The organism is Micromonospora sp. A202 (assembly GCF_006715105.1).
Taxonomy (GTDB): domain Bacteria; phylum Actinomycetota; class Actinomycetes; order Mycobacteriales; family Micromonosporaceae; genus Micromonospora; species Micromonospora zamorensis.
In genome coordinates this window covers 981705-1007712 of record NZ_VFMP01000001.1, presented here as the reverse complement: position 1 = coordinate 1007712, position 26008 = coordinate 981705, and the positions used below count along the sequence as shown (strand labels likewise).

The window sequence follows — 26008 nt, the reverse complement described above, 5'->3', positions numbered from 1 at the left end:
ATGCCGGAGGGGACTCCGCCGACGGCCGGGGTGGGAATCCCCACCCCGGCACGTCGTGGTCCTCGTCAGGCGGGCACCGCGGTGACGACGATGTTGTCGCGGTACTTGCGGGCCTTGGCGTCGAACGGCCCACCGCAGGTGATCAGGGTCAGCCGCGGCTTGCCGTCCCGGGCGAAGTACCGGTCCAACGGGATCTTGGTCTTGGCGTACTCCTCCCGGGCGACGACCCGGTACTGCCGAGCCTCACCGTCGCTGCCGGTCGCGGTCAGGGTGTCGCCCTGGTCCAGTTCCCGCAGGCGGAAGAACGCGCCCTTGCCCTGCTTGGCGCTGTCCACGTGACCGGCGATGACCACCGAGCCGGCGTCCGTTTCCAGGCCGGGGCCGTAGCGGTACCAGCCGATCTGGTCGACGCTCGGCGGCACCTCGAACTCGTTGGTCCGCTCGTTGATGCCGACCGCGTTGACGGTGGCGGTGACGTCGATCCCCGGGATCACCAGCCGGACCGGGGGGACGATCGCCGCGTCGGCCGGCAGCTCACCGACGGTCACCGGGACCGACGGAGCGCTGGTGGCGGTCGCCGGAGTGCTGGCCAGCGTGCTCGCCTCGTCGGCGCCCACGTTCTCGGCCGGTTGGGAGCCGCACGCCACCAGGGTGGAGACGGTGAGCGCGGCAACGCCGGCGGCCAGGGCCGCCAGCGCGCCGCGGTTGCGCACCGTCACTTGCGACCGGTCCGCGCGGTCGCCATCCGCACCCCACCACCGAGCAGCAGGAGTACGCCGGCACCGGTGAGCGCGTACCACCAGGTGTTCACGCCCGTGCCGGCCTGACCACCGTCACCGCTCGGCACGCCGCCGGGGGCGGAGTGCAGGCCGGTGATGGTCTGTGCCACCACGTCGAGCGTCTTGCCCTCGGCGGAACCGATCGCGTAGACGATCGTCGCGGTGCCCTCCTTGAGGTTGAGGTCCGCCGGGCCGATGGCCACGGTGTCGGTGCCGGCCAGCACCACGTCCGCCTTCACGTTGCCCGCGTCGACGTCGCCCTTGGCCTCGTTCGGGTTGGTGAGCCCCTTGAAGACCGGGGTGCCACCGGCCCGCACGTCCACCTCGGGGGCGGCGGCGGTGTGCCGGACGATGAGCCGGGCCTTGCCGGCGGCGACCTTCGAGACGTCGTTCACGAACGGCGTGATCTTCGGCTGGCCGGCGGCGTCGAGGTGGGCCGCGATGCTGATGTTCGCCCCGCCCGGAACGGCCGCGTTGTCGACCTTGAGGATCGCGCTGCCGATCGGCTCGCCGGGCTTGGTGAGCGCGATGTCGTAGTCGCCCTCCTCCAGGTTCAGCGGGCCGGCGACGTCGCCGGGCTTGAAGTTGTCCAGCGTCTTCTTGCCGTTGACGTAGACGTCGACCGGGGTGTCCGGGATGCCGTGCACGACGGAGACCTTCGCCGTGGCGGCGTACGCGGGGGTGGCGGTGAGCGCGCCGACGCCGGCGAAGGCCAGCGCGGCGACCGCGCCGCCCGCGGCGACCCGACGGAAGTACGAAAGCTGCATGTCTGCCTCCTGCTGATTACTGCTGATTCGTCAGGCCTTGCTTGCAGAAGGGGTTACGCCGGCTCTCCGACGGGTGGATGCGCTCGGTCGCACTTTTCTTTTCCGGCCCCCGAATGCATCCGGACCGGGCCTGGGAGGCGAAGAGCAGGTGAGATGACATCGACCGGGAGAGTGGGGCGGGGACTGTGGCAGCTACAGTCGGGTATGCCCCATCGAAGGCGAGCCGCCCGATGACGGCCATACGACAGGAACCGGACCCTCCGGTGGACGACCTCGATCTCCGCTTCCGGGCGGGCGACGACGTGGCCCTCCGCGAGGCGTACGACCGGTACGGTCGCGCCGTGCTCCATCTGGCCACCTCCATGCTGGCCAACCGCAGCGACGCGGAGGACGTGACCCAGGCCACGTTCGTCGCCGCCTGGCTGGGTCGGGACACCTTCGACCCGGCAAAGGGATCGCTGATCGGCTGGCTGCTCGGCATCGGCCGGCGAAAGGTGATCGACCGGATGCGCGCCTCCGCCCGGGAGACCCGGGTGGTGGAGACGGTCCGCCAGCTGCCCGAGCCGGCGCCGACCGGCCCGGACCCGGATCGCGTGGTGGATCGGCTGGTGATCGCCGACGAGCTGGCCCGTCTCCCGGACGACCAGCGACGCATGCTGGAGTTGGCCTTCTACGACGACCTAACACACCAGCAGATAGCTGCGGTGACCGGAGTGCCGTTGGGCACCGTGAAGAGCCACATCCGGCGCGGCATGGCGAGCTTGAAACGCAGATGGGAGGTGGACGGTGCAGCACCTGGACCACGACCGGCTGGTCTTTCTGGCACTCGGTGAGAGCGAGGCGGACAACGCCGAGAGCACCCACCTCGGCACCTGCGCGCTCTGCCGTGCGGAGGTGGCGACCTTTCAGCAGGTGGCCGGGCTCGGCACCGAGACGCAGGGCCTGGCTGACCTACCCGACCCGCCGGAGCACATCTGGCAGGGCATCGCCGCCCAGGTCAGGGCAGCCGAGGCCCAGCAGGCCCAGGCCGAGGCCCGTTGGCAGCAGGTCCCTGGGCAGGGCGTCGGCACCCTGACTGGGCAGACCAACGACACGCCGTTCGGACGGGCCACCGGCACGACGGCCACACCATCCACCGGCACGACGGGTGAGCAGGCCACCGGCACGACGGCACCGCCGACGGTCACCCGGCTGGATTCGGCGCGCCGGTCCCGTCGGGGCTCTGGCTGGTCACGCTGGGCGGCCACGGCGGTGACCGCGGCAGCCGCCGCGGCGGTCGGTGTGCTGGGCACGGCCTCCGTGCTGCGGCCGGACGACCCGACACCGGCTCCGACGCAGGTGGTGGTGGCGAGCGCGCCGCTGGCGGCGTACGGATCGACGCCACCGGCGGCCAAGGGCGACGCCCGGGTTCTGCGGGACGGCCAACTGCATCTGCATGTGGCGAATCTCCCGCGCGTCCCGGGGTACTACGAGGTCTGGCTCATCAATCCGGCGACGATGGAGATGTTCTCTGTGGGCACCCTGGGTGGCGGTTCGGACGCGCTGCTGCCCCTGCCCCCGAATGTCGACATCACGAGCTATTCGGTGGTCGACGTCTCCGCCGAGCAGTACGACAACAACAGCCGCCACTCCGGCGACAGCCTGCTGAGGGGCACCCTGACGGGCTGATCGGTGGGCCGGCTCAGCTCCCCGGCCCGCCGATCAGCTCCCACCGAAGAGAAGTGGCCGCCCCCGATCGGGGGCGGCCACTTTCTTCACGTGCTGGGTGTCACTTGCGCTTGCGGATCTCCTCGGCGGCCTGCGGGACGATCTTGAACAGGTCGCCCACCACACCGAAGTCGGCCAGCTCGAAGATCGGCGCCTCGCCGTCCTTGTTGACCGCGACGATGGTCTTCGAGGTCTGCATGCCGGCCCGGTGCTGGATGGCACCGGAGATGCCGAGCGCGACGTAGAGCTGCGGGGAGACCGTCTTGCCGGTCTGGCCCACCTGGAACTGGTGCGGGTAGAAGCCGGAGTCGACGGCCGCGCGGGACGCGCCGACGGCGCCGCCGAGCAGGTCGGCCAGCTCCTCGACCAGCTTGAAGTTGTCGGCGTTGCCGACACCGCGACCGCCGGAGACGACCACGCCGGCCTCGGTCAACTCGGGGCGGGAGCCCTTCTGCTCGGCGACTCGCTCGACGACCTTGGCCAGCTTGTCGGTGTCGGTGACCGACACGGTGAGCTGCTCGATCGCCGGGGTGGCGGCGGCCGGGCTCGGGGTGACCGAGTTGGGTCGCACGGTGACCAGCGGCAGGCCCTTGGTGACCTTGGCCTTGACGATGGTGGAGCCGGCGAAGGCGACCTGGGTCGCGGTGCCGTCGGCGTCCAGGCCGACCACGTCGGTCAGGATGCCGTTGTCCAGCTTGACGGCGAGGCGGGCGGCGATTTCCTTGCCCTCCTGGGCCGAGGCCAGCAGCACGGCTGCCGGCTGCACCCGCTTGACCAGTTCGGCCAGCACGGTGGCCTTGGGGGCCACCAGGTAGCCGTCGATCTCGTCACCCTCGGCGGCGTAGATCTTCTCCGCGCCGTACTCGCCCAGCTTGCCGCTCAGCGCCTCGGCGGCGCCGGCGCCACCGAGCACCACCGCGCTCGGGGTGCCCAGCTCACGCGCGAGGGTGAGCATTTCCAGGGTGACCTTCTTGACGCCGAATTCCTTGGTGGCTTCGACGACGACGAGAACCTCAGACATGTCAGAACCCCCCTCTCACACGAACTTCTCGGTGGCGAGGAACTCGACCAGCTTGACGCCGCCCTCGCCCTCATCGGTGATCTTGGCGCCGCCGGAGCGCGGCGGGCGCTTGGTGTGCTCGACGACGGCACTGGTGGCGCCGTCGAAGCCCACCTCGGCGGGAGCGACACCGAGCTCGGCCAGCGAGAGCGTCTGCACCGGCTTCTTCTTCGCGGCCATGATGCCCTTGAAGGAGGGGTAGCGCGGCTCGTTGATCGTGTCCCAGACGGAGACCACGGCCGGGGTGGAGGCGGTGACGACCTCGTAGCCCTCCTCGGTCTGCCGCTCGACGGTCAGCGTCGCGCCGTCGACGGTGAGCTTGCGGGCGCCGGTGAGCGCCGCGACGCCCAGCCGCTCGGCGATCATGTGCGGCATGACCTGGACCCGACCGTCGGTGGACTCCGCGCCGCAGATGACCAGGTCCGCATTCAGCTGACCGAGGGCTGCGGCGAGCACCTTCGAGGTGGCGATGGCACAGGAGCCGTGCAGGGCGTCGTCCAGCACGTGGACGGCCTTGTCCGGGCCCATGGAGAGCGCCTTGCGGATCGACTCGGTCGCCCGGTCCGGACCCATGGTCAGGATGGTGACCTCGCCGCCGTGCGCCTCCTTGATCTTCAGCGCCTCCTCGATGGCGTACTCGTCCATCTCATTGATCACGTTGTTCGCCGAACCGCGGTCGACGGTGTTGTCGTCACTGCGCAGGTTGCGGTCCGCGCCCGAATCAGGCACCTGCTTGACGAGTACGACGATATTCATCGCGCTTCGACGACCCTCCTGTGTGGTGTTGCTATTTGCTCGCCCGGTCTGGGGCGCAGCGTCGCGCGTCGGTCGACGCCAGGTCAACCGGGGGCTGCTGTGCAGTTGCCCACGGCGCAATGTTACCTGCCAGTAGGTTGCGCTCCCGAGGCACCGAGAGTGACACAGCTCACCGACGCGCGGTCGTTCAGGTCGGCTCGGAGAGCGCCACCCGGATCTGGTCGATGGCCGCAGCCTCGGAGGCTGCGATCCCGTCGTGCGCCCGGGCCACCCGGTCCGCGGCGGTCAACACCACCGAGCGGTACGCCTCGACGTCCGCCGGTGACTTGTCGCGCAGGATCAGCACCGCCTGCCGCAACGCCGGCAGCACCACCGACTCGATCTCCAACTGTGAGTCCCGGGGAAGCCACGGCAGCGGACCGGTGGTCAGCGCCTCCTTGACCGCCCCGCTGGCGTCGGCGAGCGCGCCGGACGCGGCGATGCTCTCCCGGATCACCCCCAGCACCCCGGGATCGGCGTTGGAGACCAGGAAGACAGCGCCGAAGGCACCGGTCTTGATGGTCAACCGCTCCTCGTCCGTCAACCGCTGCTCCATGATCACGGAGTGTAGACGTACGGGGTGGTGGTGGTGACCGCGACGAGGCCGAGCCGCTGCAGGATCGGGCGGCTGTCCTCGGAACAGTCGACCTGCATCAGCGTCCGGTCCCGCTGGTCGGCCAGCCGCGCGCGATAGGTGACCAGCGCCCGGTAGATGCCCTTGCGACGCCACTGCGGGAGGGTGGACCCACCCCAGAGGGTGGCGAAGCCGGTGTTCGCCGGGAAGCGCACCCAGCCGGCGCTCGCCACTGTGTCGTCCGCCTCGGCCACCACCACGGTGATCGAGTGCGGGTCGGCGTCGATCTCCTTCGCCAGCCCCCAGACCAGGTGCGAGCGGTCCTCCTGCCAGACCTCCTCCTCCATGGCGGCGATCCGCTCCAGGTCGGCGCGGGAGGTCACCTCACGCAGGCGTACCCCCTCGGGGATGACCGGCAGCGCGGCGGCCAGCGGCGCGACCGGCCCGACCACGACGGTCTCCCGGTCCTCCGCGACGAAGCCGGCGGCGCGCAGACGGTCCGCCAGGTCCGCCGGTTCGTCGTGCTCGTTGAGCTTCCACTCCGCCGACTCGCCCCGCTCACGGCACAACCGCACCTGCCGGGCGATCAACTCGTCCAGCGCGTCGCCGGTCAACCCGCCCAGATCGCGGTAGGTGATGAACCCACCGGCGTCGAGCCCGGTGATCCGCACCAGCGGCCCGTCCCGCTCCACCGTCACTCCGGCCGGAACCGGGTCGGGGATCTCCGGGCGGAGCTGGTTGTCGTAGGCGGTACGCAGCGTCAGGATGTCGAGATCAGTCACCGGCCCAGGCTAAGCGGGATGGGAAGCGGATAATCGGGCCCGTGTGGGAGGCGATCAGGCGATGGTTCGACCCGGCGGAGCTGCGCTCGGTCGGTGAACCGCCGGACTACCGGTTCTCCCTGGCCAACGAACGGACGTTCCTCGCCTGGCTGCGCACCGGGCTGGCGCTGGTCGGCGGCGGGTTGGCCACCGCGCAGTTCCTGCCGCCCCTGCCGATGGGCCACCTGCGGGAGGTGATCGCGGTAGCGCTGCTGATGCTCGGCGGCGCGGTCGCGATCCGTGCCGTGGACCACTGGGCGCGTACCGAACGGGCCATCCGGCTCGGTGAGGAGTTGCCCGCGTCCCGGTTTCCCGCCGCCCTCGCCCTCGCCGTCGGCGCCGGGGCGGTGCTGCTGGTGGTCGCCGTCCTGGTCCGGGCGATCGGCGGGCCGTGAGCACCGGCCGCGACCCGGGGCTGCAAGCGGAGCGGACCCGGCTGGCCTGGCGGCGCACCCTGCTCACGGTGACCGTGGTCACCGCGCTGGCGGTCCGGCTGGCGTCGGCCGGAGGCCCGGTCGGGGCACTGTTCGCCGGCGTCATCGTCCTGCTGTGGGGCGCTCTGCTGGTGCTCTGCTGGCCCCGGGGCACCGGCACCGGTTCGGCCCAGACCGGCGGCCGGACACTGCCCCTGGTCGCGCTCGGCACCGTGGGGCTCGCACTACTGGGAGTGCTGCTGGTTCTTCGCGGACTAGGGTGACGCGATCCGGTGAGTCATCATGGGTGCATGGCCCGGCTTGGCGTACTCCTCTTCCTGGTGCAGATTGTCCTCGCCGTCTGCGCGCTGATCAGTTGTCTCTCCGCCGAGGAGGGCAAGATCCGTGCCCTTCCCCGGATCGCCTGGGTGCTGATCATCCTGTTCTTCCCGCTGGTCGGCTCGATCGCCTGGTTCATCGTCGGCCGGCAGCCCAGCTCCGGCGCCAGCAAGGGCTGGCCCGGTGGCACCTCGTCCCCCGAGCGGCAGCGCCCCCGGCCGGTCGCGCCGGACGACGACCCGGAGTTCCTGCGCTCCGTGCAGGACCGGGCCAAGCAGCAGGACCAGGAGCTCTTCCGCCGCTGGGAGGAGGACCTGCGCCGACGCGAGGACGACCTGCGCCGACGCGACGGTGACCCGCCCCGCGAGGGCGATCGACCGGAGGTGTGAGCGCGCCGCCGCCCCGGGCGGGGCGACGGCGGCGGCGGGTGCGACTCAGGCCAGGTTCGACGACCGGGGGTACGCGTCGGTCGGGTCGGTGAGCACGTTCACCAGGTACGGCACTCCAGCGTCGAACGCACGCTTCAGGGCCGGGCCCAGGTCGGCCGCCTTGGCGACCGTCTCCCCTGCACCGCCGAGTGCGCTGACCACCGTGTCGTACCGCAACTCCGGCTGGAGGTCGGCGGCCACGTCGTAGCCGTACATGGCCCGCATCGGGTGCTTCTCCAGCCCCCAGATGCCGTTGTTGCCGACGACGATCACCACCGGCAGCTTCTGACGGGCCAGCGACTCGACATCCATCAGCGAGAAGCCGGCCGCGCCGTCGCCCATCAGCACGCAGATCTGCCGGTCCGGGTGACTGACCCGGGCACCCATCGCGTAGCCCATGCCGGTGCCCAGGCAGCCGTACGGGCCCGGGTCCAACCAGGTGCCGGGCTGGGCCGGCTCCAGGTAACGCCCGGCGTACGACACGAAGTCACCGCCGTCGCCGATGGTGATCGCGTCGGGGGCCAGCACCCGACGCAGCTCGCCGTAGATCCGGGCGGGGCGGATCGGGTCGGTCTCGGCGGCCATCTCCGCGGCGTCCCGCGCCTTCGCCGCGTCCTCGGCGACCCGCAGGTCGCCGATCCAGTCGGAGTGGTCGGTCCGGTCGCCGGCGTGGTCGGCCAGCGCGGAGAGAATCAGACGCAGGTCGCCGGCGGGGGCGACGGCCGGCTGCACGTGCGTCGCCCGCTGGCTCGGCGCGTCCACGATGTGCACCACCTTGGCCTCGCCGAAGTCACCGAAGCTGAGCCGGAAGTCCAGCGGGGTGCCCACCACCACGACCACGTCGGCGCCGGAGAGCGCGGCCCGGCGGGCCTTGGCGAACGCGAGCGGGTGCTCCGGCGGGAGTGAACCGCGCCCCATGCCGTTGGTGAAGACCGGCACCTGCAGTGCCTCGGCCGCCTCGCGCAGTGCGGCGACCGCGTCGCCCGCGTACACGTCGGAGCCGGCGATGATGACCGGTCGCTGCGCTGCGGCGATGAGCATCGCGGCGCGGCCGACCTCCTCCGGGTCCGGTACGACCGGGTCGACGCCCGTCACGGCGGGCATCTCGACCTCGGCGACCGAGAAGACCGTCTCCAGAGGAAAGTCGAGGAAGGCCGGGCCGCGGTGCGGGGTGAGCGCGGCGTGCAGCGCCGCACCCACCGCGCGCGGGATGTCGTCGGTGCTGAACACCGTCTCGGCGTGCTTGGTGACCGGGGCGACCAGCGGCAGGTGGTCCATCTCCTGGAGGCTGCCGGAGCCCCAGCGGAACGCGGGCGCGCGGCCACCGAGCACCAGCACCGGCGAGGCGTTGAAGAAGGCGCTGGTCATGCCGGAGATGCCGTTGGTGACACCGGGCCCGGCGGTGAGCACGGCGAGACCGGGCCGGCGCTGCAGCTTGGCCACCGCCTCGGCTGCGAAGACCGCGGACTGCTCGTGCCTGACGTCGTAGATCGGGAAGTCGGTCTTGTGCGCGGCGTCGTAGAGCGGGAAGACGTGCCCGCCGGAGAGTGTGAACATCTCCCGTACGCCGTGCGCGCGTAGTGCCGCGAGCGCCAACTCGCCGCCGTGACCCTCGATCCGCTCCGTCATCGCCGCTCCTTCTCGTCGCTCATGACCGAAGCCACACGCTACTGGCCGGTAGGCACAATGTGAACAATTCTCGGCTCACCGTCGGGGCCGGCGGCACGAGCCGCCGGCCCCACCCGGTCAGCGGCCGGTGAAGTCCGGCTTGCGCTTCTCGACGAAGGCCGCCATGCCCTCACGCCGGTCGTCGGTCGCGAACAGCGCCGCGAAGAGCTGACTCTCCCAGGCCAGACCCGAGTTCAGGTCCATGTCCAGGCCGCCGTCGACCGCCAGCTTCGCCGCGCGCAGCGCCTGCACGGGACCCGTCAGGTACGGGGTGATCAGCGCGACGGCCGTGTCGTACACCTCGGCGGCCGGGGCGACCCGGTCGGCCAGACCGATCCGCAGTGCCTCCTGCGCGTCCACCATCCGGCCGGACATGATCAGGTCCTTGGCGCGGGCCGGGCCGACGAGGCGGGCCAGCCGCTGCGTGCCGCCGGCACCGGGGATGATGCCCAGCTTGATCTCCGGCTGGCCGAGCTTGGCGTCCTCGGCGACGACCCGCCAGTCGCAGGCCAACGCCAGCTCGCAGCCGCCACCGAGGGCGTACCCGGTGATCGCGGCGACCACCGGCTTGGGGATCCGGGCGATCGCACCGAGCGCGCTGGACAGATTCGCGGCACGGTCGGCCATGTCGACATAGGACATCTCGGCCATCTGCTTGATGTCGGCGCCAGCGGCGAAGACCTTCTCCCCGCCGTACACGATGACGGCGCGGACCTCAGGATCGGCGGTGGCCGCCGCGGCGGCGGCGCGCAACTCCTCCTGCACCTGGGTGTTGAGCGCGTTCATCGGCGGCCGCTCCAGCCGGATCGTGCCGATGCCGTCCTTGGTCTCCAGCCGAACGAACTCGCCCACGCTGCCCTCACTTCCTCGTCGAAGTCGCGTGCCAACCTTACGACCCGGCTCGTTTGGGTAAGTAGTGTGGTGTCAGCCCCGTGGGCGGGAGTCCAGCCATGACGACGTACTACGACGACAGGTCGGTGCAGGTCACCTCCACCACCGTCCGCGTCGACGGCCGCGCCTATGCGCTCGCCGACATCACCATGATCTGGCACCGCCGGGGCACCCGCTCGTGGCGCGTGCTCGTCGGGCGGGGCGCGATCGGTGCCGCACTCGCCGGTCCGCTGGTCGCGGCGGTGCTCGGCATCGGCGTGGCCGTCTGGCTGCACCGCTCACCGACAGTGACGATCGCGATCGTCGGCGCGTCGGTGCTGGTCGGGTTGGCCGTCGGGCCTGTCGCCGACTTCCTCTTCGAACACCTGGACCGCTCATACTCCCGGGGCAGCCGCCAACTGGAGATCTGGGCCCGCTGGCGCGGTCAGCCGGTGCGGCTGCTGCGCACCGGCGACGCGCTGCGCTTCGGGCAGATCTACCGGGCGGTGCAGCGCGCGGTCGAGCACAGCCAACCGGCACGCCCCGTCACCCGCCGCTAGCCACCCGGGTTCCGTTCACGTGCCGCCCGGCCAGCCCGATCGCCGCCGGCGGGACCAGCGGCGCGACCCGCGCTCCCGCGCTCGCCTGCGTCAGCCCGGTCGCTGCGAGCGCGGCGGTATACCGGCGGGCCCTTTGGAGCTGATGTCGCAGACGAATCGGTCCCGACGAGGCCCCGGAGCGGCCGTGCGGTTATCCAGCGATCGGGAGATCCGGCGCGGGCGACGAGGCGCGATGTCGCAAACGATTCAGGTCCATAGGAACACCGAAGCATCACTCCAGACCCCTCGATTCGACCCCGTCGACTCTTGGGGACGAGGTCGAGCGGGGCGGTCCGAGGGAGGCGAAGCCGCCGGCCGGTGGTTAGGCTTAGTGATGACCCTCTATTACCGGGACGACGCGGTGCAGGTGACCTCCGAGTCGATCCGGGCGGGTGGTCACGTGATCGCCCTGTCCGACGTGACGTTCGTGTGGCACGCGCGCGGGCAGAAGACCCTCGCCGTACGCGGCCGGGTGCTGGGTCGCGGTGTCCTCGTCCTGCTGCTATCGCTGCCGCCGCTGATCGCCGTGGTCTGCGTGCTGTCACTGGCCTGGTCCGCACAGGACCGGGGCAACTGGAAGCTGGCGCTGATCATCCTCGCCGCCTGCGCGGTGGGGGCCCTGGTGTCGCTGCCGTTCCTGGAAATCCCGTTGGGTTGGCTGGACCGCTCCTACGAGCGCGGCAGCCATGTGCACGAGTTGTGGGTGCAGCACCACGGTCGGGAGGACCTGCTGCTACGCACCCCGGACGCGCTACGGTTCGGGCAGATCTACCGGGCCGTGCAGCGCGCCGTCGAACAGCAGGGGGACCATTGAGGAGCAACCGCCGCGAGGCCGCCGCGCTGGCCGGGCTGCTCGCCGTGGCCGGCGTCACCCACCTGGTGCGCCCCGGTTTCTACGACCCGATCGTGCCGGACGTGCTGCCCGGCCCGGCCCGATTCTGGACGTACGCCAGCGGGGTCGCCGAGCTGGCAGTGGCGGCGGCGGTGGCCAACCCGACCACCCGGCGGGCCGGCGGTCGGGCCGCAGCCGTTCTCTTCGTGGCCGTGCTGCCCGCCAACGTGAAGATGGCGGTGGACTGGCGGCACCGCCGTCCGACGAAGCGGGCCATCGCGTATGGCCGGGTGCCGATGCAGGTGCCCCTGATCTGGTGGGCTCTACGCGTCGCCCGCGCCGGCCGGTAGCTCCGGGCCGGTCAGCTCGACGGCAGGCCGGTCAGCTCAGCGGCAGGGTGGTGGCGATCGGCCAGCCCACCAGTGCGGCGCCCAACACGGCCGGCAGCCAGCGCGGGCCGGCGTACCGGCGCAGCACTGTCGCCCAGGCTGCCTGCCAGCCGAGCAGCAGCGCGAACAGCGGCACCACCAGCACGACGAAGCCGGGTGCCAGACCGACCATCGTCGATGCGGTCAGCACGACAACGGTGACCGCGACGACCAGCAGGTGTCGCCCCGTCCGCCCGGCGGCGACCAGTTCGACGCCCAGCAGGAACAGCAGGCAGGCGCCCGCTACCAGCGGGAGCAGCCACCAGCGGGCGCCGACCGGCAGCGCCGAGGTCAGGCCAAGGTGGATCGGCAGGGCAACGGCGAGGACGGCGTACCCCGTCAACGCCAGCGTCGCGACGGCGGTCCGTGCCGTTGCCCGCCGGGACGCCGACACGGGCGTGCCGGGCGGTGGTTGAAATACGCCGAACCAGCCCGGCAGCCAGCGCTGACCCGAGACCAGCAGAACGCCGGTGACCAGCAGGAAACCGGCGACGTGTCCGCCGACCGCCAGCGGCAGACGGGCCGTCGGCAACACCGCGGCGACGGCCGCGCCGACGACGGCCGCCAGCGCCGCCAACCCGAACAGCAACAGCAGACCACCGAACGGCACCCGATCCCCCGACAGCGCCGGACTGTCGGTCGGCGCCGGGCCGTCGGGTTCCCGGCCGGCGGGTGGGTCGGTCGGTCGGCGGCCGGTCGCCCTGCGCGGCAGGAGCAGGGCCGCCAGCGGGACCACGCCGATGCCGAAGGCGAACATCAGCAACGCCGCCCCGGCGAGCCGGGCGATCGGTCGCGGCCGGGCGGTGCCGTCGCCGCCGGGCAGCCAGTCGGCGATCTCCCGGTGGGTACGCGCGGCGAACAACACGGAGATGTGCTCCACGCCGGGCACCACGACCGCCGACCGCCGGCCCGTTGACGCGCCGCGTCGGGCAGCGTCGTCGGCCGCCCTGCGGAAGGCCGGAAACTCCGCGCCTCCCACGATCAGCAGCAACTCCGTCGGCCGGCCCGGGGGCAGCTCGCCCGCCTCGGGCAGCGAGATCGCCACGGTCCGGGCGATCTCCGGATGGCCGGTGGCGTACCGGGTGACGGCGCCGGCGCCCATCGAGTGCCCCACCAGGACGATTCCGTCCGCGTCGACGTCCGGCCGGGAACGTAGGTAGCCGACGGCGGCGTCCAGGTCGGCGTCGAGCGTGGCGGCGGACGTGTTTGAGCCCGCGCCGGGCAGCCGAGCCGGGTTGGCACCGTGTCCGGCGAAGTCGAACAGCAGCGCGACCGCTCCGCGCCGGGCGACGGTGTCGGCGATCGGGCGCATCAGCTGGGCCGAGCCGGCGAAGCCGTGCGCGATCACCACACCGGGTCGCCGGACGCCGGGCGTCGGCGGACCGGCGCGTACCTCGGTCATCGGCACCCCGCCGACGGTGACCTGCCGGGCCGTGAGGCCGGCGTCCGCCCGGACCAGCCCCAGCGTGCCCAGCCCGGCGGCGACCGCCGCCAACACGGCGAACAGAACGGCGGTGCGGGTGCGGGGTGGGCGGTGCGGCGAGGGTGCCGACATGCCGGCACCCTACCGCCGCGCGACCCTCCCGAGCGCCCGCCGATCGGGCCCGTCGGGCGGTTGTGGTGCGGCCGACGCACACTTGATCCCATGGCGATTCCCCTCCCCACCCCGACCGCCGTGGTCGGTCTGACCCGATCCGCTCTCGACCAGGCACTCGGCTCGGCCGCCTCGTTCGCCGCCGTGCCCGCCCGCGCGTTCGCGGTGCTGGACGGGGTGGAGGCGCTGCTGGCCCGGATCAACGGCGTGGTCGACCGCATCGAGACGACCCTGGACCGGACCGATCAGGTGCTCACCGACGCCGAGGAGGCGGTCCGTGAGGTGGCCGTCATCAGCGCCGCCGCGACCACCGCCATCGACACCGCCACCGAGGTGGCCACTGCCGCCGCCGTGGTGGTCGCCGACGCCGACCGCGTCGCCCGAACCGCCGCCACGGTGGTCGCCAAGGCCGAGGGCGTGGCCGGCCGGGCCGCCGTCACCGTGGGCACCGCGACGGAGGCCGCCGCCACGGCGGCTGAGCTGCTGGCGGCGTACGAGCCGGCGCTGCGCCGGGCCGCGCCGATGGCGGCGAGGTTCGTCGAGGAGCTGAGCCACGAGGAGATCAGCGCGGCGATCCACCTGATCGACGAGCTGCCCAAACTCAAGCAACACCTGACGGCCGACATCCTGCCGATCCTGGCCACACTGGACCGGGTCGGGCCCGACCTGCACGACCTGCTCGACGTGACCCGCGACCTCAAGCTCGCCGTGGCCGGCATCCCCGGGCTGGGCATGCTGCGCCGACGCGGCGAGAAGCTCGCCGACGAGCCCGTCGGCTGAGCCCTCCCCCGCGTGCGTGCGGGGATCAGCAGTCGCAGGTGATCGTCGCGGTCGGCGCGGTCAGGTCGTCGACCGGGCGCCGGGTCAACCCGGTCTCCGTCACCACCGGCAGCCCTTCGCGTACCCAGTACTCGAACCCGCCGAGCATCTCCTTGACCGGGTAGCCGAGCAGGGCGAACTCCAGCGCCGCGCGGGTCGCGCCGTTGCAGCCCGGCCCCCAGCAGTAGGTGACCACCGCCGAGCCGGACGGGATCAGCTCCGCCGCGCGGGTCGCGATCTCGGCGGTGGGCAGGTGCACCGCGCCCGGCAGGTGCCCCTGCGTCCACGCGGCCACGCCCCGGGAGTCGACGACCACCAGAGCTGGCGTACGCGCAGACAGGTCGGCGTGCACGTCGCTGACGTCGGTCTCGACGCTGAGGCGGGCGCGGAAGTGGGCGACGGCGGTGGCCGGATCGGCCGGCGGAATGGCGAAGGTGAAGGTCATGCACCGATCCTCGCCAGTCCGCGTGGCCGCAACGAGTGGCGGAGACGACGTCCTGCGCTAACATCCCGCCATGCCGATGCGGCCCACCACGACCACCGGCTCGCGCCTGCTGCCGACGCCCCGACGGCCGGCAGCCGCGCACCGCGTGGCAGTGCTCGCGTACCCGGGAATGTCGGTGTTCGAGACCGGCATCGTCACCGAGGTGTTCGGGCTGCCCCGACCCGAGTTCGACGTCGACTGGTACGACCTGGTGGTCTGCGCCGAGCGGCCGGGGCCGGTGCCGGTGGTCGGCGGGGCGAGCCTGCACACCCCGTACGGCCCGGCCGAGCTGGCGGAGGCGCGGACGGTGATCGTGCCCGGCGTGCCGGACGTGACCGGTGACCCGTCACCCGAGCTGGTGACCGCGCTGCGCCGGGCGCACCGACGCGGTGCCCGCATCATGTCGATCTGCTCGGGCGCGTTCGCGCTGGCCGGCGCCGGGCTGCTCGACGGCCGGCGGGCCACCACCCACTGGCAGTACGCCGAGCTGCTGGCGCGGCGCTACCCACTCATCGAGGTGGACCCGGACGTGCTCTACCTCGACGACGGCGACCTGCTCACCAGCGCCGGCAGCGCCGCCGGGCTGGACCTCTGCGTCCACGTGGTCCGGCGCGACCACGGCGCGGCGATCGCCAACGCGGTCGCCCGGCGGCTGGTGATCCCGCCGCACCGCGACGGCGGGCAGGCCCAGTTCGTCGAGGCGCCGGTGCCCGCCGACCCGGACGACGACCGGATCGCCGGCAGCATCGACTGGGCGCTCGCCCATCTCGCCGAGCCGCTGAGCGTGGCGCAGCTCGCCGGGCAGGCGCACATGTCGCCCCGCACCTACCTGCGGCACTTCGCCCGGGCCACCGGGACCAGCCCGATCCGCTGGCTGATCGACCAGCGGGTCCGCGCCAGCCTCACCCCGCTGGAGGAGACGGACGCCCCGGTCGAGCAGGTCTCCCGCTCGGTGGGTTTCGACACTCCGGTCACCTACCGGCACCACTTCGGTCGGCTCATGCTGACCTCGCCGTCGGCGTACCGCAGGGCCTTCCGGACGGGCGCGGGCCGGCCGGCGTGACGCGGGTGGATCAGACCGGCGCGTACAGCTCGTCGATCTCGGCGCGTTGCGGGAGCGCCACCGACGCACCGAGCTTGCGTACGCAGGCAGCGCCGGCCGCCGACGCCCAGCGCACCGCGTCGACCAGGTCACGTCCCTCGCCCCAGCCGACGGCCAGCGCGGCGGTGAACGCGTCACCGGCGGCGGTGGAGTCGACCACGTCGACGCGTACCGCCGGCACGTGCACCTCGGCGCCGTCGCGGTCGACGTACCAGGCGCCCTCGCCGCCGAGAGTGAGCACGGCCCGGGGGGCCAGGTCGAGCAGCGCCCGGGGCTCCTCCCGGCCTCGGCCGGCAAGTGCCTGCGCCTCGCCCTCGTTGACGACCAGCAGGTCCACCGATGCGAGCAGTTCGGGTGGGAGGTCCCGCGCCGGTGCGGCGTTGAGGATGACCCGGGTGCCGGCGGCGCGGGCGGCCACCGCCGCGGCCGTCACGGTCTGCACCGGGATCTCCAGTTGGGCGACCAGGACGTCCGCGGCGCTCACCGTGGCCAACTCCTCCTCGGTGAGGCCGACCAGCGCGTCGTTGGCGCCGGGGGTCACCATGATGGCGTTCTCCCCCTGCGCGTTGACCATGACCAGCGCAACCCCGGAGGTGCCGTAGACCACGCGCAGCTGGCTGGTGTCCACACCGGCGGCGGTGATGCGGGCCCGGAGGGTGACACCGAAGGCGTCCGAGCCGATCGCGCCGAGGAAGGCGCAGGACGCTCCGGCCCTGACCGCGGCGACGGCCTGGTTGGCGCCCTTACCGCCGGGCACCATCACGAAGTCGGTGCCGAGCATGGTCTCGCCCGGTCGCGGCAGCGCGGGTGCCATAGCGACCAGGTCCATGTTGGCGCTGCCCACCACGGCAACCCGGGTCTGCGGCACTGTCGTCTCCGCCCTGGCCGACGCTCAGGCGGCCCGGGCCGTGTAGCGGTCGCCCCGGCGCTCGACCACCAGCGGCAGGCCGAAGGTCTTGGAGAGGTTGTCGCCGGTCAGCGTCTCGGCGAGCAGGCCCTGGGCGACCACGCCACCCTCGCGCAGCAGCAGCGCGTGGGTGAACCCCGGCGGGATCTCCTCGACGTGGTGGGTGACCAGCACCATCGCCGGGGCGTCCGGGTCGTACGCCAGCTCGGCCAGTCGGGCGACCAGGTCCTCCCGACCGCCCAGGTCGAGGCCGGCGGCCGGCTCGTCGAGCAGCAGCAGCTCCGGGTCGGGCATCAGGGCACGGGCGATCTGCACCCGCTTGCGTTCACCCTCGGAGAGGGTGCCGTAACGGCGTTCGGCGAGGCCACCGACGCCGAGTTGGCTGAGCAGGGCCAGCGCCCGCGCCACGTCGCCGCGCTCGTAGCTTTCGCGCCAGCGGCCGACCACCGACCAGGCGGCGGTCACCACCACGTCGCTGACCTGCTCGTCGGCGGGCAGTCGCTCGGCCAGCGCGGCGGTGGTCAGGCCGATGCGGGTGCGCAGCTCGTTGACGTCGGTGCGGCCGATCCGCTCGCCGAGCACGTGCGCCACACCGGTGGTGGGGTGCAGCCGGCCGGCGGCGAGGTTGAGCAGTGTGGTCTTGCCGGCGCCGTTGGAGCCGAGCACGACCCAACGCTCGTCCAGCTCGACCCGCCAGGTCAGGTCCTGGAGGAGGGCGGTGCCAGAGCGGCGTACACCGACGCCGTCGAGGCTGACCACCAGATCCGGGTCCACAGGAGCGGCGGCAGGCGCGGCGCCGGCAGCGCCGGGGATCAGGTCAGTCACCGCTCCATCCAACCACGCAGCGTCGGGGCGCCCCCCATGGGCGGCGCCTCGGCAATAGGGTGAAGCGCCGTGTCGTTGATCACCAAGTCCGGAGGACGGTCCATGCCCCGTCGAGGTACGGAGCCGCGCGGATGAGCGCGGTCATCGAGATCGAGGGTCTGCGCAAGACCTTCCACAGCATGCGCAACGGCCGGCGGGTGGCGGTGGACGGGTTCGACCTGCTGGTGGAGGCGGGCCAGGTTCACGGCTTCCTCGGCCCCAACGGTTCCGGCAAGACCACCACCCTGCGTGCCCTGCTCGGGCTGGTACGCGCCGACAGCGGCCGGATGAGCGTGCTGGGCGAGCCGTCGCCGGAGCTGCTGCCCCGGGTGGCGGGCCAGGTGGGTGCCATCGTGGAGAGCCCGCAGTTCTTCGGCAACTTCACCGGGTACCGCACCCTGCGGTTGTTGGCCCGCGCCGGCGGCGTACCGGTCTCGCGGGTGGACGAGGCGCTGGAGCTGGTGGGCCTGCGCGATCGGGGCGACGAGCGGGTGAAGGGCTACTCGCTGGGCATGAAGCAGCGTCTCGCGGTGGCGTCTGCGCTGCTGATGGACCCGCGGTTGCTCATCCTGGACGAGCCGGCGAACGGGTTGGACCCGGCGGGCATCCGGGAGATGCGGGACCTGATGCGGTCACTGGCGGCGAGCGGGGTGACAGTGCTCGTGTCCAGCCACATCCTGGGTGAGATCCAGCTGATCTGTGACCACGTCACGATCATTTCGCAGGGACGTCGGGTGGCGACCGGCCGGGTGGACGAGGTGCTGGCGGGCTACGACCGGCACGAGTTCCTGGTGCGGGTGGCCGACCCGGAGCGCGCCGCTGAGCTGCTGCACGCGGCCCAGCTGACGGCGGTCGTCGACGGTGAGGCACTGGTGGTGAGTGGAACGAGCGACCCGACGGTGATCAGCCGGGTGCTCGGCGAGCAGGGGCTGTGGGTCGGCGAGCTGACGCCGCTGCGGCCGGATCTGGAGAGCGTCTTCCTTGAGCTGACGGGTGCGCACCCGTCGGTGCCCCGCCAGGTCGACGACTCGGCGCTGCCGTACGCCGGTCAGGGCGATGCGGTGATCGATCTCGATCGGGGAGTGGACGCGTGAACCTGGTTCGTGCCGAATTGGAGCGACTGGCCGCCCGTCGCTTCGTGCAACTCATGGTCGTCCTGCTGGCGTTTGCGTTCGCGGTGACGGCGGCGACCACCCTCGCGGGTTCCCACAAGCCGAGTGCGAGTGAGCTGAACTCGGCGCGCGCGCAGGCCACCGAGGCTCGGCAGAGCATGGAGACCGCGTACCAGGAGTGCCTGGCCCGCCAGGGCGGCTCGCTGCCGACGGAGGACAGCGGGTTGTACCTCCCCGCCGACTGCTCGGAGATCGACCCGATCCGGCAGCCCCGGCTGCCGATCGCCGCCGACTTCCTGCCGGGGGTGTTCAGCTTCGCCCAGCAGGCGCGGCCGCTGGTCTTCTTCCTCATCGCGTTCCTGGTGCTGTTCGGGTTCCTGGTCGGTGCCTCCTACATCGGTGCTGACCTGAACTCCGGCGGTGTGGTGAACCTGCTGCTCTGGCGGCCACGCCGGTTGACGGTGCTCGGGGCCAAGTTGGGCACCCTGCTCGGCACGGTGCTGGTCCTGGCCCTGTTGGCGTCGGTGGCCTACCTCGCGACGTTCTGGGTGATCGGGCAGACCGCCGGGCTGCCCAGCCAGTTGAGCGGTGAGTTCTGGCGCGAGCTCGGTGCGCTGCACGGGCGTGGTCTGGTGCTGGTGCTGCTGACCACCGCGGCGGGCTTCGCGATCGCCACGCTGGGTCGGCACACCTCGGCGGCTCTCGGCGCGCTCGCCGCGTATGTGGTGGTCTGGGAGTTGGGCGCCCGGCTGGTCCTGGAGATCATCGATGCCCCGCAGTCGGACCTGTTCATGCTCTCCAGCTACATCGGCGCGTGGCTGAACGGCGAGGCGCGTTTCTACGACCCACGGATCTGCACGGGCAACAGCGTTGGCACCTGCGAGGGCTTCTACACGCTGACCTGGTGGCCGTCGCTGTTGGTGCTGCTCGCCATCACCGGCGGAGTGACCGCGGCGGCGTTCGCCGTGTTCCGCCGACGCGACCTGATCTGAGGTTTCGCCGGGCCGTCCGTCCACGCACGGGCGGCCCGGTGAAACCAGGGCGTCGACGGCAAGGGCTTGCAGCAGGCCGACCGGCGGTGAAATATTTCTTCACGTGACCGCCGCAGCGGGCTCAGCCGACGGTGGAGCCGAACACCTCGTCGCGCACGGCGTCCAGCGCGGTGCGCAGCGCGCCGCGCAGGATCGGCTCCTCGGTCAGCCCGGTCGGCACCACCCGAGGTTGCACCAGGGTGATCGCCGCGACCTCGTTCTGCACCCGGTCGGCGAGCGCGGCGCCGCCGGCCTGACCCACCTCGCCGGCAAGCACGACCAGCGGCGGGTCGAGCACCACGCAGGTGCTGGCCACACCGAGCGCGAGCCGGCGGGCCAACTCGTCGAGCATCGGGCCGCCGTCGGCGCCGGCCGCGACGGCCGCGCGGACCGCCTCGGCGGCGTCGGCGTCCGGGTACCCGTGCTCACGGGCCACCGCGCGCACCGAGTCCGCGCCGACCAACTGCTGGAAGGCCGGCTTGGCACGACGGGAGACGTCGCGCGGAATGGGCGCGCCGGGCACCGGCAGGTAGCCGATCTCACCGGCCGCGCCGCTGCTGCCGTGGTGCAGCCGGCCGCCCAGCATGATCGCCAGGCCGACACCGGCTCCCACCCAGACCAGCACGAAATCCGCCAGGCCCTGAGCGGCGCCGGACTGCGCCTCGGCAACCGCGGCCAGGTTGACGTCGTTCTCGAAGACCACCGGGGTGTCCAGGTCGTCGCGCAGCGCGGCGAGCAGGCCGCTGTGCCAGCGCGGCAGGTTGAAGGCGAAGGTGATGTCGCCGGTGCCGGGATCGACCAGGCCCGGCGTGCCGAGCACGATCCGCCGTACGCTGCTCAGCTGCGCCTGGGCGCTGCTGGCAGCCTGCACCACGGCGTTGTGCACGACGCCCACCGGGTCGTCGGTGTCCCTGGTCGACTGCTCCACCCGCCCGATGACCGCGCCGGTGATGTCGGCGCAGGCGGCAACCACCCGATCCGGTCCGACGTCGACGCCGACCACGTGCGCGCTGCTCGGACGGACGGCGTAGAGCTGGGCGTTCGGCCCCCGCCCGCCGGCCTGCTCGCCGACCCGGGCGACGAGGCCGCGTTCCTCCAGCCGCTCGACCAGCTGGGAGGCGGTGACCTTCGACAGCCCGGTCAGCTCGCCGAGCCGGGCCCGGGTCAGCGGACCGCGTTCGAGGAGCAGCTCCAGCGCGGCACGGTCGTTGAGCGCCCGCAACAGGCGGGGGGTGCCGGGTAGCCGGGTCGCACTCATGACACGTCCTCTAGTTTTAGTAAACTTTGCTAACTGTAAACCGACCTGCGAACGGGTAGCCGTAGCGTAACGGCCACCCGAAGGTGGGGCGCTCGGCCGACTCGGCAGGGCGAACACCCCCACCGGTACGACGTTCCGTACCCGCCGGGCACCGAAGGGGGAGATCACGTGGGGCTGGATCCAGGACTGCGCCGGCTGGCGCTCGGCACGCTGCTGGCCGCGTATCCGGGGCCCGTCCCGCCGGACTGGGCGGTCGACCTGCTGGCCGACGGGCTGGCCGGGCACACCCTGTTCGGCACCAACGTGCACGACCCCGCGCAGGTGGCGGCGAGCACCGCCGCGCTGCGCGCCGGCCGGCCGGACGCGCTGATCGCCATCGACGAGGAGGGTGGCGACGTGACCCGGCTGGCACACGCCACCGGCAGCCCGTACCCCGGCAATGCCGCCCTCGGCGCGATCGGCGACGTGGCGCTCACCCGACGGGTCTACCAGTCGATCGGCGCCGAGCTGGCCGCGCTCGGCATCACCGTCAACCTCGCCCCGACGGTGGACGTCAACACCGCCGACGACAACCCGGTGATCGGCACCCGGTCCTTCGGGGCGGACCCGGTGCGGGTGGCCGCCCACTCGGCCGCCGCCGTGACCGGGTTGCAGGCCGCCGGCGTCGCCGCCTGCGCCAAGCACTTCCCCGGGCACGGTGCCACCGTCGCCGACTCCCACCACGAGCTGCCCACCGTGGACGCCCCGCTGGCCCTGCTGCGGCAGCGGGACCTGCCGCCGTTCGCGGCGGTCGTTGCCGCCGGGGCCCGCGCCGTGATGACCGCGCACATCCGGGTGCCCGCACTGACCGGCACCGACCCGGCCACCTTCAGCCGGGCCGTCCTGGTCGACCTGCTCCGCGCCGAGTACGGCTTCACCGGCACCGTCATCACCGACGCCCTGGAGATGAAGGGCGCCGCGGTGGCTGCCGGCGGCGTCGGGCCGGCCGCGGTCCGGGCCCTGGCCGCCGGCGCCGACCTGCTCTGCATCGGCGCGAAGGTCGACGCCCAGCTCGTCGAGCGGGTCGCCGCCGAGATCGTCGACGCCCTCACCGACGGCCGGTTGGCGACCGCACGGGTCGAGGAGGCAGCCGGCCGGGCCGCCGACCTCGCCGCCTGGACCCGGGCCGCCGTCGGGTCGACGGCCGCCAGCGACACCGAGCTGGGGTACGCGGCAGCGCGCCGCGCGGTCCGGGTGGACGGCGTGCTCAACGGCCTGGACCGAGCACTGGTGGTGCAACTGCACACCGAGTCGACGATCGCCGAGGGTCGGGTGCCGTGGGGTCTCGGTCCACACCTGAGCGGGGTGCAGGAGCTGCGGGTGATCGCCACCGAGACCGACCCGTCGAGACTGGGCGAGCTTGCCGGGGACCGGCCCATCGTGCTGGTCGGGCGGCATCTGCACCGGCTGCCCGGCGGTCCCGAGCTGATCGCCGGCCTGGCCGCCCAGCATCCGGTGACCGTGGTGGAGATGGGGTGGCCGGCACAGTGGCGCCCGCAGGGCGTACGCGCCTTCGTCACCACGTACGGCGCGAGCCACGCCAACGGTCGGGCGGCGGCCGAGGCGCTCGGTCTGACCGGCTAGGCCACGGCGTCTTCCGGCCGGGCTCCAGGCCCGGCCGGGTCGGCGCGCCGCAGCGTCCGCCTCAGTGTCCACAGTCACTGGTCGCCTCTTCTTGAACATGTTCAATATGTGCCCTAGTCTGACGGCGTTGGTAGTTGAACACGTTCAAGAAGGGCGTCCACATGGACATCAAGGTCTGGATGTACGTGATCTACCTCGCGGTCAGCGTCGGCCTGACCATCTGGGTGGCTCGAGCACTGTCCCGCAACGGGCAGGTCTTCCTGGAGGAGGTGTTCGCCGAGGAACGACTCGCCCGAGCGGTCAACAGCCTCCTGGTGGTCGGCTTCTATCTGCTCAACCTCGGCTACGTCACGGTGGCGATGAAGCACCCCGACCCGGTGGAATCGACCAGCCAGGCCATGGAGGAGTTGTCTCTCAAGATCGGCTTGGTGCTGCTGGTGCTCGGCGCGCTGCACTTCTTCAACGTCTTCGCACTCGGCCGCTACCGCCGGAACCGACTCCGCCAGCTCGCCACCCACCCCCCGCTGGCCCCGATCGGTCGACTCCCCATGCCGCCCACCCCACCCGGGGCGCAGCTGGTCGGCGCGTACCCGGCAGGACCCCACCCGACCGGCGCGTACCCGGCAGGACCCCACCCGACCGGCGCGTACCCGGCAGGACCCCAGCCGGGCACCGGACCGACGAGCAACCCGCCGACCCGATGACCATGCCCCCGACCGACGGCGTCGGCCGGCTCCCAGACCCCACCGCTCACGTCGGCGGTGGGATGCGGGGGTTCACCGTCCTGTTCGATGCGGCCTGCCCGCTCTGCCGGGCCGCTCGCCGCTGGTTGTCGTCCCGCGCCCAACTCGTACCCCTGGAGTTCGTGCCGGCCGGGTCCGCCGAGGCCCGGCGGCGCTTCCCCGGCCTGGACCACGACGCGACGCTGCGCGACCTCACCGTGATCGCCGACACCGGCGAGGTGTACGCGGGCGACGGCGCCTGGTTCGCCTGCCTCTGGGCACTGGCCGACCATCGGCCCATGGCCGAGCGGCTGGCCCGGCCGGCCCTGCTGCCCCTCGCCCGGCAGACGGTGGCCGCCGCCTCGGCGATCCGGGAACGGATCCGCGACCCGTCGGCCGAGCCGACCGACGAAACGGCGGGATACGGTGGCCCCGATGACCGAGCAACCTGCGCAGACGACCACTGCGGGTGACCCTGCCACCGCCCGAGGCGAGCAGACCCGGCAGCTGATCCGGGACACCGCGATGCGGCTGTTCCGCGAACGCGGCTACGCCCAGACCACCATGCGGGCGATCGCGCAGGAGGCCGGCGTGGCCGTCGGCAACGCCTACTACTACTTCGGTTCCAAGGACCACCTGATCCAGGAGTTCTACGCCCAGTCCCAGGTCGAGCACCGGGCCGCCGCGCAGCCCGTGCTCGACCGGGAGGAGGCGTTCGGTCCGCGGCTCGCCGGAGTGCTGCACGCGGGGATCGACGTGTTGACGCCCTCGCACGAATTCGCGGCGACCTTCTTCAAGACGGCGGCGGAGCCCACCTCCCCGTTGAGCCCCTTCTCGGCGGAGTCCTCCGGCCCCCGAGAGGCGGCCATCGACCTCTTCGGCGAGGTGTTGACGGGCTCGACGGCCAAGGTCGACGCCGAGCTGCGCCCACAGCTGCCCGAGCTGCTCTGGCTCGCGTACATGGGCGTGATCCTCTACTGGGTGCACGACCGATCGCCGGGCCAGACCAAGACCCGCCAGCTGATCGACGGAGCCGTACCACTGGTCGACCGGCTCGTGGCGCTGTCCCGGCTCCGGGTCCTGCGGCCGGTGACCCGACAGGTGCTCGAGCTGATTCGCACGCTCCGTCACTGAGCCGGCCGGCACCGCTCGACCGCGAAGAAGCAGGTCAAGTCCGCTTTTCGACACTCCGAACCGACAGCTCGCCCCTTGCCGAGCGCCTGATCGATACGTAGCGTGATCGACATGTCCCGGCCCGTGCAGAGCGCGACCGGCACACCCGGAACCGGGGCCTGGGGGGAGGTTGCGGACCGTGGATCCGGCCCGGGGTCCACGGTCCGCGCCCGTTGTGAGCTCAGCGCGGATAGACGCCGTAGGCGCGCCAGCCCCGGTCCGGGAAACCGGCCGCGTCAGCGACCCGGGCGGAGGCCTGGTTGTCCCGCTCGTGCAGGTACGTCGGCACCGCCCCCTCGTCGAGGACCCGCCGCGCCGCCTGCGCCACGAGTCGGCGGGCGAGGCCGCGACCCCGGGCGGCAGGCGCGGTGCCGATGGCCAGCTCGTGCCCGTACGCGTCATGCCGTTTGATCCCGGCACCGGCCAGGTAGCTGCCGGCCGGGTCGCGGACCACCAGCACCTGCCGGTCGAAGAGCCGCAGCCAGGGCGGCAACCCGGGAGCCGTCGGCTCGGTCCACTCCCCCACGTCGGGAAGCGGCGCGGGGGCCACGCTCCACCGGAAGGGGCCATCGTGCACGCACCAGTCGGGCAGCCCGACGGCCTCCGGCAGCGCGGCGAGCAGCCGATCCGGTGTACGCCGGACCAGCGAGCGGATCGCCGCCACCCGATCCGGTGCCACGGAGAGCACTGCGCTCCGCCCGGTGTCCACGGCGAGCGCGGGGCGCAGTCGGCCGTCCCAGGCCGGCCTGGCCCGCCGATGCGAGGCGACCACGTGCAGCCCCGGCCCGGCCGGCCACTGGCCGAGCCAGGTGGCCAGGTGCAGCTGGAGCCGCCGGTCGAGCATGCAGACCTCCCCCGTCACCCCGGCCGTCGTGGATCACCGTACGCCGGGCGGCCGGGCCGGGCGGACGAAACTTCAGGGCCGGAGCCGGCCGAGCGCCGGGGAACCAACCTCACCTATCGACCGTCATATGTATTTCCATACCTGGACACCTTTATTTGGGACGGTAAGCGCATGCCGATTCAGCCGAACGACCACTATCAGCAGGACCCCGAGCGACTCTGGCGGGCAGCGGAGAGCGTTGGCGTCCCGCCCCAGCCGCGCTACCGGAACCCCCGGGCGGTCGGTCGCGGCACCCTCTCCTGGTCCAGGCTGAACAAGCTGTCCGTCGGCAGCTCCGGCAGGCACCGCCTGAACACCCACTGACACACCAATTTACCGCCTTTATTGGTGCGTCA

At 72.4% G+C, this 26008-nt stretch carries 31 protein-coding genes; 17 read left to right on the top strand and 14 right to left on the bottom strand.

Features of this window, described 5'->3' with window-relative positions; all coding sequences use genetic code 11:
• Positions 1-65: 65 nt before the first annotated feature.
• Both FBZ33_RS04805 and FBZ33_RS04800 read right to left on the bottom strand, forming a co-directional pair.
• Positions 66-719 carry a class F sortase gene (locus FBZ33_RS04805; protein ID WP_088946523.1) on the bottom strand — a complete coding sequence of 218 codons (654 nt, stop codon included), beginning with the start codon at positions 717-719 and terminating at the stop codon, positions 66-68.
• Positions 716-1546: a DUF4397 domain-containing protein gene (locus FBZ33_RS04800; protein WP_088946522.1), complete on the bottom strand. Its 831-nt coding sequence runs from the start codon at positions 1544-1546 to the stop codon at positions 716-718. The genes FBZ33_RS04805 and FBZ33_RS04800 overlap by 4 nt, the downstream gene beginning before the upstream one ends.
• A 230-nt stretch (positions 1547-1776) precedes the next feature.
• Here FBZ33_RS04800 and FBZ33_RS04795 point away from each other — a divergent pair, with 230 nt between their 5' ends.
• Both FBZ33_RS04795 and FBZ33_RS04790 read left to right on the top strand, forming a co-directional pair.
• The gene (locus FBZ33_RS04795; protein WP_088946521.1) at positions 1777-2379 is read left to right on the top strand and encodes an RNA polymerase sigma factor; all 603 of its coding nucleotides are present in this window, start codon (positions 1777-1779) and stop codon (positions 2377-2379) included.
• Positions 2333-3214, top strand: a complete 882-nt coding sequence (locus tag FBZ33_RS04790) for an anti-sigma factor (RefSeq protein ID WP_141908137.1) — start codon at positions 2333-2335, stop codon at positions 3212-3214. Before FBZ33_RS04795 ends, FBZ33_RS04790 begins: the two co-directional genes overlap by 47 nt.
• 100 nt (positions 3215-3314) lie before the next feature.
• On the opposite strand, the gene FBZ33_RS04785 is transcribed toward FBZ33_RS04790, so the two are convergent.
• The 4 genes from FBZ33_RS04785 to FBZ33_RS04770 form a co-directional block, all read right to left on the bottom strand.
• Positions 3315-4274, bottom strand: coding sequence for an electron transfer flavoprotein subunit alpha/FixB family protein (locus FBZ33_RS04785; RefSeq protein ID WP_088946519.1), 960 nt, complete (start codon positions 4272-4274; stop codon positions 3315-3317).
• Positions 4275-4289: 15 nt separating this feature from the next.
• Positions 4290-5069: an electron transfer flavoprotein subunit beta/FixA family protein gene (locus FBZ33_RS04780; RefSeq protein WP_088946518.1), complete on the bottom strand. Its 780-nt coding sequence runs from the start codon at positions 5067-5069 to the stop codon at positions 4290-4292.
• A gap of 187 nt (positions 5070-5256) precedes the next feature.
• A complete protein-coding gene (locus tag FBZ33_RS04775; RefSeq protein WP_088951504.1) occupies positions 5257-5664 on the bottom strand; it encodes a hypothetical protein in 408 nt (135 codons plus the stop codon).
• Between the two features lie 2 nt (positions 5665-5666).
• A complete protein-coding gene (locus FBZ33_RS04770) occupies positions 5667-6464 on the bottom strand; it encodes a GNAT family N-acetyltransferase (RefSeq protein WP_141908136.1) in 798 nt (265 codons plus the stop codon).
• 41 nt (positions 6465-6505) lie between these two features.
• Between FBZ33_RS04770 and FBZ33_RS04765 the strand changes: the two genes are divergently transcribed.
• Genes FBZ33_RS04765 through FBZ33_RS04755 form a run of 3 tightly spaced genes read left to right on the top strand, consistent with a single transcriptional unit; the run spans position 6506 to position 7644 of the window.
• Positions 6506-6898, top strand: coding sequence for a YidH family protein (locus FBZ33_RS04765; protein ID WP_141908135.1), 393 nt, complete (start codon positions 6506-6508; stop codon positions 6896-6898).
• Entirely contained in the window at positions 6895-7200 is a 306-nt protein-coding gene (locus FBZ33_RS04760; protein WP_141908134.1) for a DUF202 domain-containing protein, read from the top strand. The genes FBZ33_RS04765 and FBZ33_RS04760 overlap by 4 nt, the downstream gene beginning before the upstream one ends.
• Before the next feature lie 27 nt (positions 7201-7227).
• Complete coding sequence (locus tag FBZ33_RS04755) at positions 7228-7644, top strand: PLD nuclease N-terminal domain-containing protein (protein ID WP_088946514.1); 417 nt, start codon at positions 7228-7230, stop codon at positions 7642-7644.
• Between the two features lie 45 nt (positions 7645-7689).
• On the opposite strand, the gene FBZ33_RS04750 is transcribed toward FBZ33_RS04755, so the two are convergent.
• Positions 7690-9312 (bottom strand): acetolactate synthase, encoded by a 1623-nt coding sequence (locus FBZ33_RS04750; protein WP_141908133.1) that lies wholly within the window; start codon positions 9310-9312, stop codon positions 7690-7692.
• A 117-nt stretch (positions 9313-9429) separates the two neighbouring features.
• Positions 9430-10203, bottom strand: coding sequence for an enoyl-CoA hydratase/isomerase family protein (locus tag FBZ33_RS04745; RefSeq protein WP_088946512.1), 774 nt, complete (start codon positions 10201-10203; stop codon positions 9430-9432).
• Between the two features lie 98 nt (positions 10204-10301).
• Between FBZ33_RS04745 and FBZ33_RS04740 the strand changes: the two genes are divergently transcribed.
• The 3 genes from FBZ33_RS04740 (at position 10302) to FBZ33_RS04730 (ending at position 12002) form a co-directional block, all read left to right on the top strand.
• The gene (locus tag FBZ33_RS04740; protein WP_099851039.1) at positions 10302-10781 is read left to right on the top strand and encodes a DUF6232 family protein; all 480 of its coding nucleotides are present in this window, start codon (positions 10302-10304) and stop codon (positions 10779-10781) included.
• 373 nt (positions 10782-11154) lie between these two features.
• Complete coding sequence (locus FBZ33_RS04735; protein WP_088946510.1) at positions 11155-11634, top strand: DUF6232 family protein; 480 nt, start codon at positions 11155-11157, stop codon at positions 11632-11634.
• Positions 11631-12002, top strand: a complete 372-nt coding sequence (locus FBZ33_RS04730) for a hypothetical protein (RefSeq protein WP_141908132.1) — start codon at positions 11631-11633, stop codon at positions 12000-12002. Before FBZ33_RS04735 ends, FBZ33_RS04730 begins: the two co-directional genes overlap by 4 nt.
• A gap of 31 nt (positions 12003-12033) precedes the next feature.
• On the opposite strand, the gene FBZ33_RS04725 is transcribed toward FBZ33_RS04730, so the two are convergent.
• A complete protein-coding gene (locus FBZ33_RS04725; RefSeq protein ID WP_141908131.1) occupies positions 12034-13635 on the bottom strand; it encodes a dienelactone hydrolase family protein in 1602 nt (533 codons plus the stop codon).
• A 90-nt stretch (positions 13636-13725) separates the two neighbouring features.
• On the opposite strand from FBZ33_RS04725, the gene FBZ33_RS04720 reads away from it, so the two are divergent.
• A complete protein-coding gene (locus tag FBZ33_RS04720) occupies positions 13726-14454 on the top strand; it encodes a hypothetical protein (RefSeq protein ID WP_088946507.1) in 729 nt (242 codons plus the stop codon).
• A 25-nt stretch (positions 14455-14479) separates the two neighbouring features.
• Here the strand turns inward: FBZ33_RS04720 and FBZ33_RS04715 are convergent, their stop codons facing one another.
• Complete coding sequence (locus FBZ33_RS04715) at positions 14480-14938, bottom strand: rhodanese-like domain-containing protein (protein WP_141908130.1); 459 nt, start codon at positions 14936-14938, stop codon at positions 14480-14482.
• Between the two features lie 76 nt (positions 14939-15014).
• Here FBZ33_RS04715 and FBZ33_RS04710 point away from each other — a divergent pair, with 76 nt between their 5' ends.
• Entirely contained in the window at positions 15015-16040 is a 1026-nt protein-coding gene (locus FBZ33_RS04710; protein WP_141912416.1) for a helix-turn-helix domain-containing protein, read from the top strand.
• A 10-nt stretch (positions 16041-16050) separates the two neighbouring features.
• On the opposite strand, the gene FBZ33_RS04705 is transcribed toward FBZ33_RS04710, so the two are convergent.
• The gene (locus FBZ33_RS04705; protein WP_088946505.1) at positions 16051-16947 is read right to left on the bottom strand and encodes a ribokinase; all 897 of its coding nucleotides are present in this window, start codon (positions 16945-16947) and stop codon (positions 16051-16053) included.
• Positions 16948-16971: 24 nt separating this feature from the next.
• Positions 16972-17823: an ABC transporter ATP-binding protein gene (locus tag FBZ33_RS04700; protein WP_099851030.1), complete on the bottom strand. Its 852-nt coding sequence runs from the start codon at positions 17821-17823 to the stop codon at positions 16972-16974.
• A 119-nt stretch (positions 17824-17942) separates the two neighbouring features.
• Here FBZ33_RS04700 and FBZ33_RS04695 point away from each other — a divergent pair, with 119 nt between their 5' ends.
• Positions 17943-18944, top strand: a complete 1002-nt coding sequence (locus FBZ33_RS04695) for an ABC transporter ATP-binding protein (RefSeq protein WP_141908129.1) — start codon at positions 17943-17945, stop codon at positions 18942-18944.
• Entirely contained in the window at positions 18941-19954 is a 1014-nt protein-coding gene (locus tag FBZ33_RS04690) for an ABC transporter permease subunit (RefSeq protein ID WP_141908128.1), read from the top strand. Before FBZ33_RS04695 ends, FBZ33_RS04690 begins: the two co-directional genes overlap by 4 nt.
• 121 nt (positions 19955-20075) lie before the next feature.
• Here FBZ33_RS04690 and FBZ33_RS04685 read toward each other — a convergent pair whose 3' ends face one another.
• Entirely contained in the window at positions 20076-21251 is a 1176-nt protein-coding gene (locus FBZ33_RS04685) for an ROK family transcriptional regulator (RefSeq protein WP_141908127.1), read from the bottom strand.
• A gap of 168 nt (positions 21252-21419) precedes the next feature.
• Here FBZ33_RS04685 and FBZ33_RS04680 point away from each other — a divergent pair, with 168 nt between their 5' ends.
• The 4 genes from FBZ33_RS04680 to FBZ33_RS04665 all read left to right on the top strand — a co-directional run bounded on the left by FBZ33_RS04680 (position 21420) and on the right by FBZ33_RS04665 (position 24730).
• Positions 21420-22874, top strand: coding sequence for a glycoside hydrolase family 3 N-terminal domain-containing protein (locus FBZ33_RS04680; protein WP_141908126.1), 1455 nt, complete (start codon positions 21420-21422; stop codon positions 22872-22874).
• A gap of 134 nt (positions 22875-23008) precedes the next feature.
• Positions 23009-23578, top strand: a complete 570-nt coding sequence (locus tag FBZ33_RS04675; RefSeq protein WP_255508717.1) for a hypothetical protein — start codon at positions 23009-23011, stop codon at positions 23576-23578.
• Positions 23575-24069, top strand: a complete 495-nt coding sequence (locus tag FBZ33_RS04670; protein WP_185755212.1) for a thiol-disulfide oxidoreductase DCC family protein — start codon at positions 23575-23577, stop codon at positions 24067-24069. The genes FBZ33_RS04675 and FBZ33_RS04670 overlap by 4 nt, the downstream gene beginning before the upstream one ends.
• Positions 24032-24730, top strand: coding sequence for a TetR/AcrR family transcriptional regulator (locus tag FBZ33_RS04665; RefSeq protein WP_141908125.1), 699 nt, complete (start codon positions 24032-24034; stop codon positions 24728-24730). Before FBZ33_RS04670 ends, FBZ33_RS04665 begins: the two co-directional genes overlap by 38 nt.
• Before the next feature lie 220 nt (positions 24731-24950).
• On the opposite strand, the gene FBZ33_RS04660 is transcribed toward FBZ33_RS04665, so the two are convergent.
• Positions 24951-25613: a GNAT family N-acetyltransferase gene (locus FBZ33_RS04660; protein ID WP_141908124.1), complete on the bottom strand. Its 663-nt coding sequence runs from the start codon at positions 25611-25613 to the stop codon at positions 24951-24953.
• Positions 25614-25784: 171 nt separating this feature from the next.
• Here FBZ33_RS04660 and FBZ33_RS04655 point away from each other — a divergent pair, with 171 nt between their 5' ends.
• Positions 25785-25976 carry a DNA repair protein gene (locus tag FBZ33_RS04655; RefSeq protein WP_141908123.1) on the top strand — a complete coding sequence of 64 codons (192 nt, stop codon included), beginning with the start codon at positions 25785-25787 and terminating at the stop codon, positions 25974-25976.
• The last annotated feature ends 32 nt before the right edge of the window (positions 25977-26008 follow it).

Coding starts and splice junctions, on each gene's coding strand:
- FBZ33_RS04800 (WP_088946522.1), bottom strand. CDS start 1,546: ATGCAGCTTTCGTACTTCCGTCGGGTCGCCGCGGGCGGCGCGGTCGCC.
- FBZ33_RS04795 (WP_088946521.1), top strand. CDS start 1,777: ATGACGGCCATACGACAGGAACCGGACCCTCCGGTGGACGACCTCGAT.
- FBZ33_RS04785 (WP_088946519.1), bottom strand. CDS start 4,274: ATGTCTGAGGTTCTCGTCGTCGTCGAAGCCACCAAGGAATTCGGCGTC.
- FBZ33_RS04780 (WP_088946518.1), bottom strand. CDS start 5,069: ATGAATATCGTCGTACTCGTCAAGCAGGTGCCTGATTCGGGCGCGGAC.
- FBZ33_RS04775 (WP_088951504.1), bottom strand. CDS start 5,664: ATGGAGCAGCGGTTGACGGACGAGGAGCGGTTGACCATCAAGACCGGT.
- FBZ33_RS04755 (WP_088946514.1), top strand. CDS start 7,228: ATGGCCCGGCTTGGCGTACTCCTCTTCCTGGTGCAGATTGTCCTCGCC.
- FBZ33_RS04750 (WP_141908133.1), bottom strand. CDS start 9,312: ATGACGGAGCGGATCGAGGGTCACGGCGGCGAGTTGGCGCTCGCGGCA.
- FBZ33_RS04740 (WP_099851039.1), top strand. CDS start 10,302: ATGACGACGTACTACGACGACAGGTCGGTGCAGGTCACCTCCACCACC.
- FBZ33_RS04735 (WP_088946510.1), top strand. CDS start 11,155: ATGACCCTCTATTACCGGGACGACGCGGTGCAGGTGACCTCCGAGTCG.
- FBZ33_RS04725 (WP_141908131.1), bottom strand. CDS start 13,635: ATGTCGGCACCCTCGCCGCACCGCCCACCCCGCACCCGCACCGCCGTT.
- FBZ33_RS04720 (WP_088946507.1), top strand. CDS start 13,726: ATGGCGATTCCCCTCCCCACCCCGACCGCCGTGGTCGGTCTGACCCGA.
- FBZ33_RS04715 (WP_141908130.1), bottom strand. CDS start 14,938: ATGACCTTCACCTTCGCCATTCCGCCGGCCGATCCGGCCACCGCCGTC.
- FBZ33_RS04710 (WP_141912416.1), top strand. CDS start 15,015: ATGCGGCCCACCACGACCACCGGCTCGCGCCTGCTGCCGACGCCCCGA.
- FBZ33_RS04695 (WP_141908129.1), top strand. CDS start 17,943: ATGAGCGCGGTCATCGAGATCGAGGGTCTGCGCAAGACCTTCCACAGC.
- FBZ33_RS04685 (WP_141908127.1), bottom strand. CDS start 21,251: ATGAGTGCGACCCGGCTACCCGGCACCCCCCGCCTGTTGCGGGCGCTC.
- FBZ33_RS04670 (WP_185755212.1), top strand. CDS start 23,575: ATGACCATGCCCCCGACCGACGGCGTCGGCCGGCTCCCAGACCCCACC.
- FBZ33_RS04665 (WP_141908125.1), top strand. CDS start 24,032: ATGACCGAGCAACCTGCGCAGACGACCACTGCGGGTGACCCTGCCACC.
- FBZ33_RS04660 (WP_141908124.1), bottom strand. CDS start 25,613: ATGCTCGACCGGCGGCTCCAGCTGCACCTGGCCACCTGGCTCGGCCAG.
- FBZ33_RS04655 (WP_141908123.1), top strand. CDS start 25,785: ATGCCGATTCAGCCGAACGACCACTATCAGCAGGACCCCGAGCGACTC.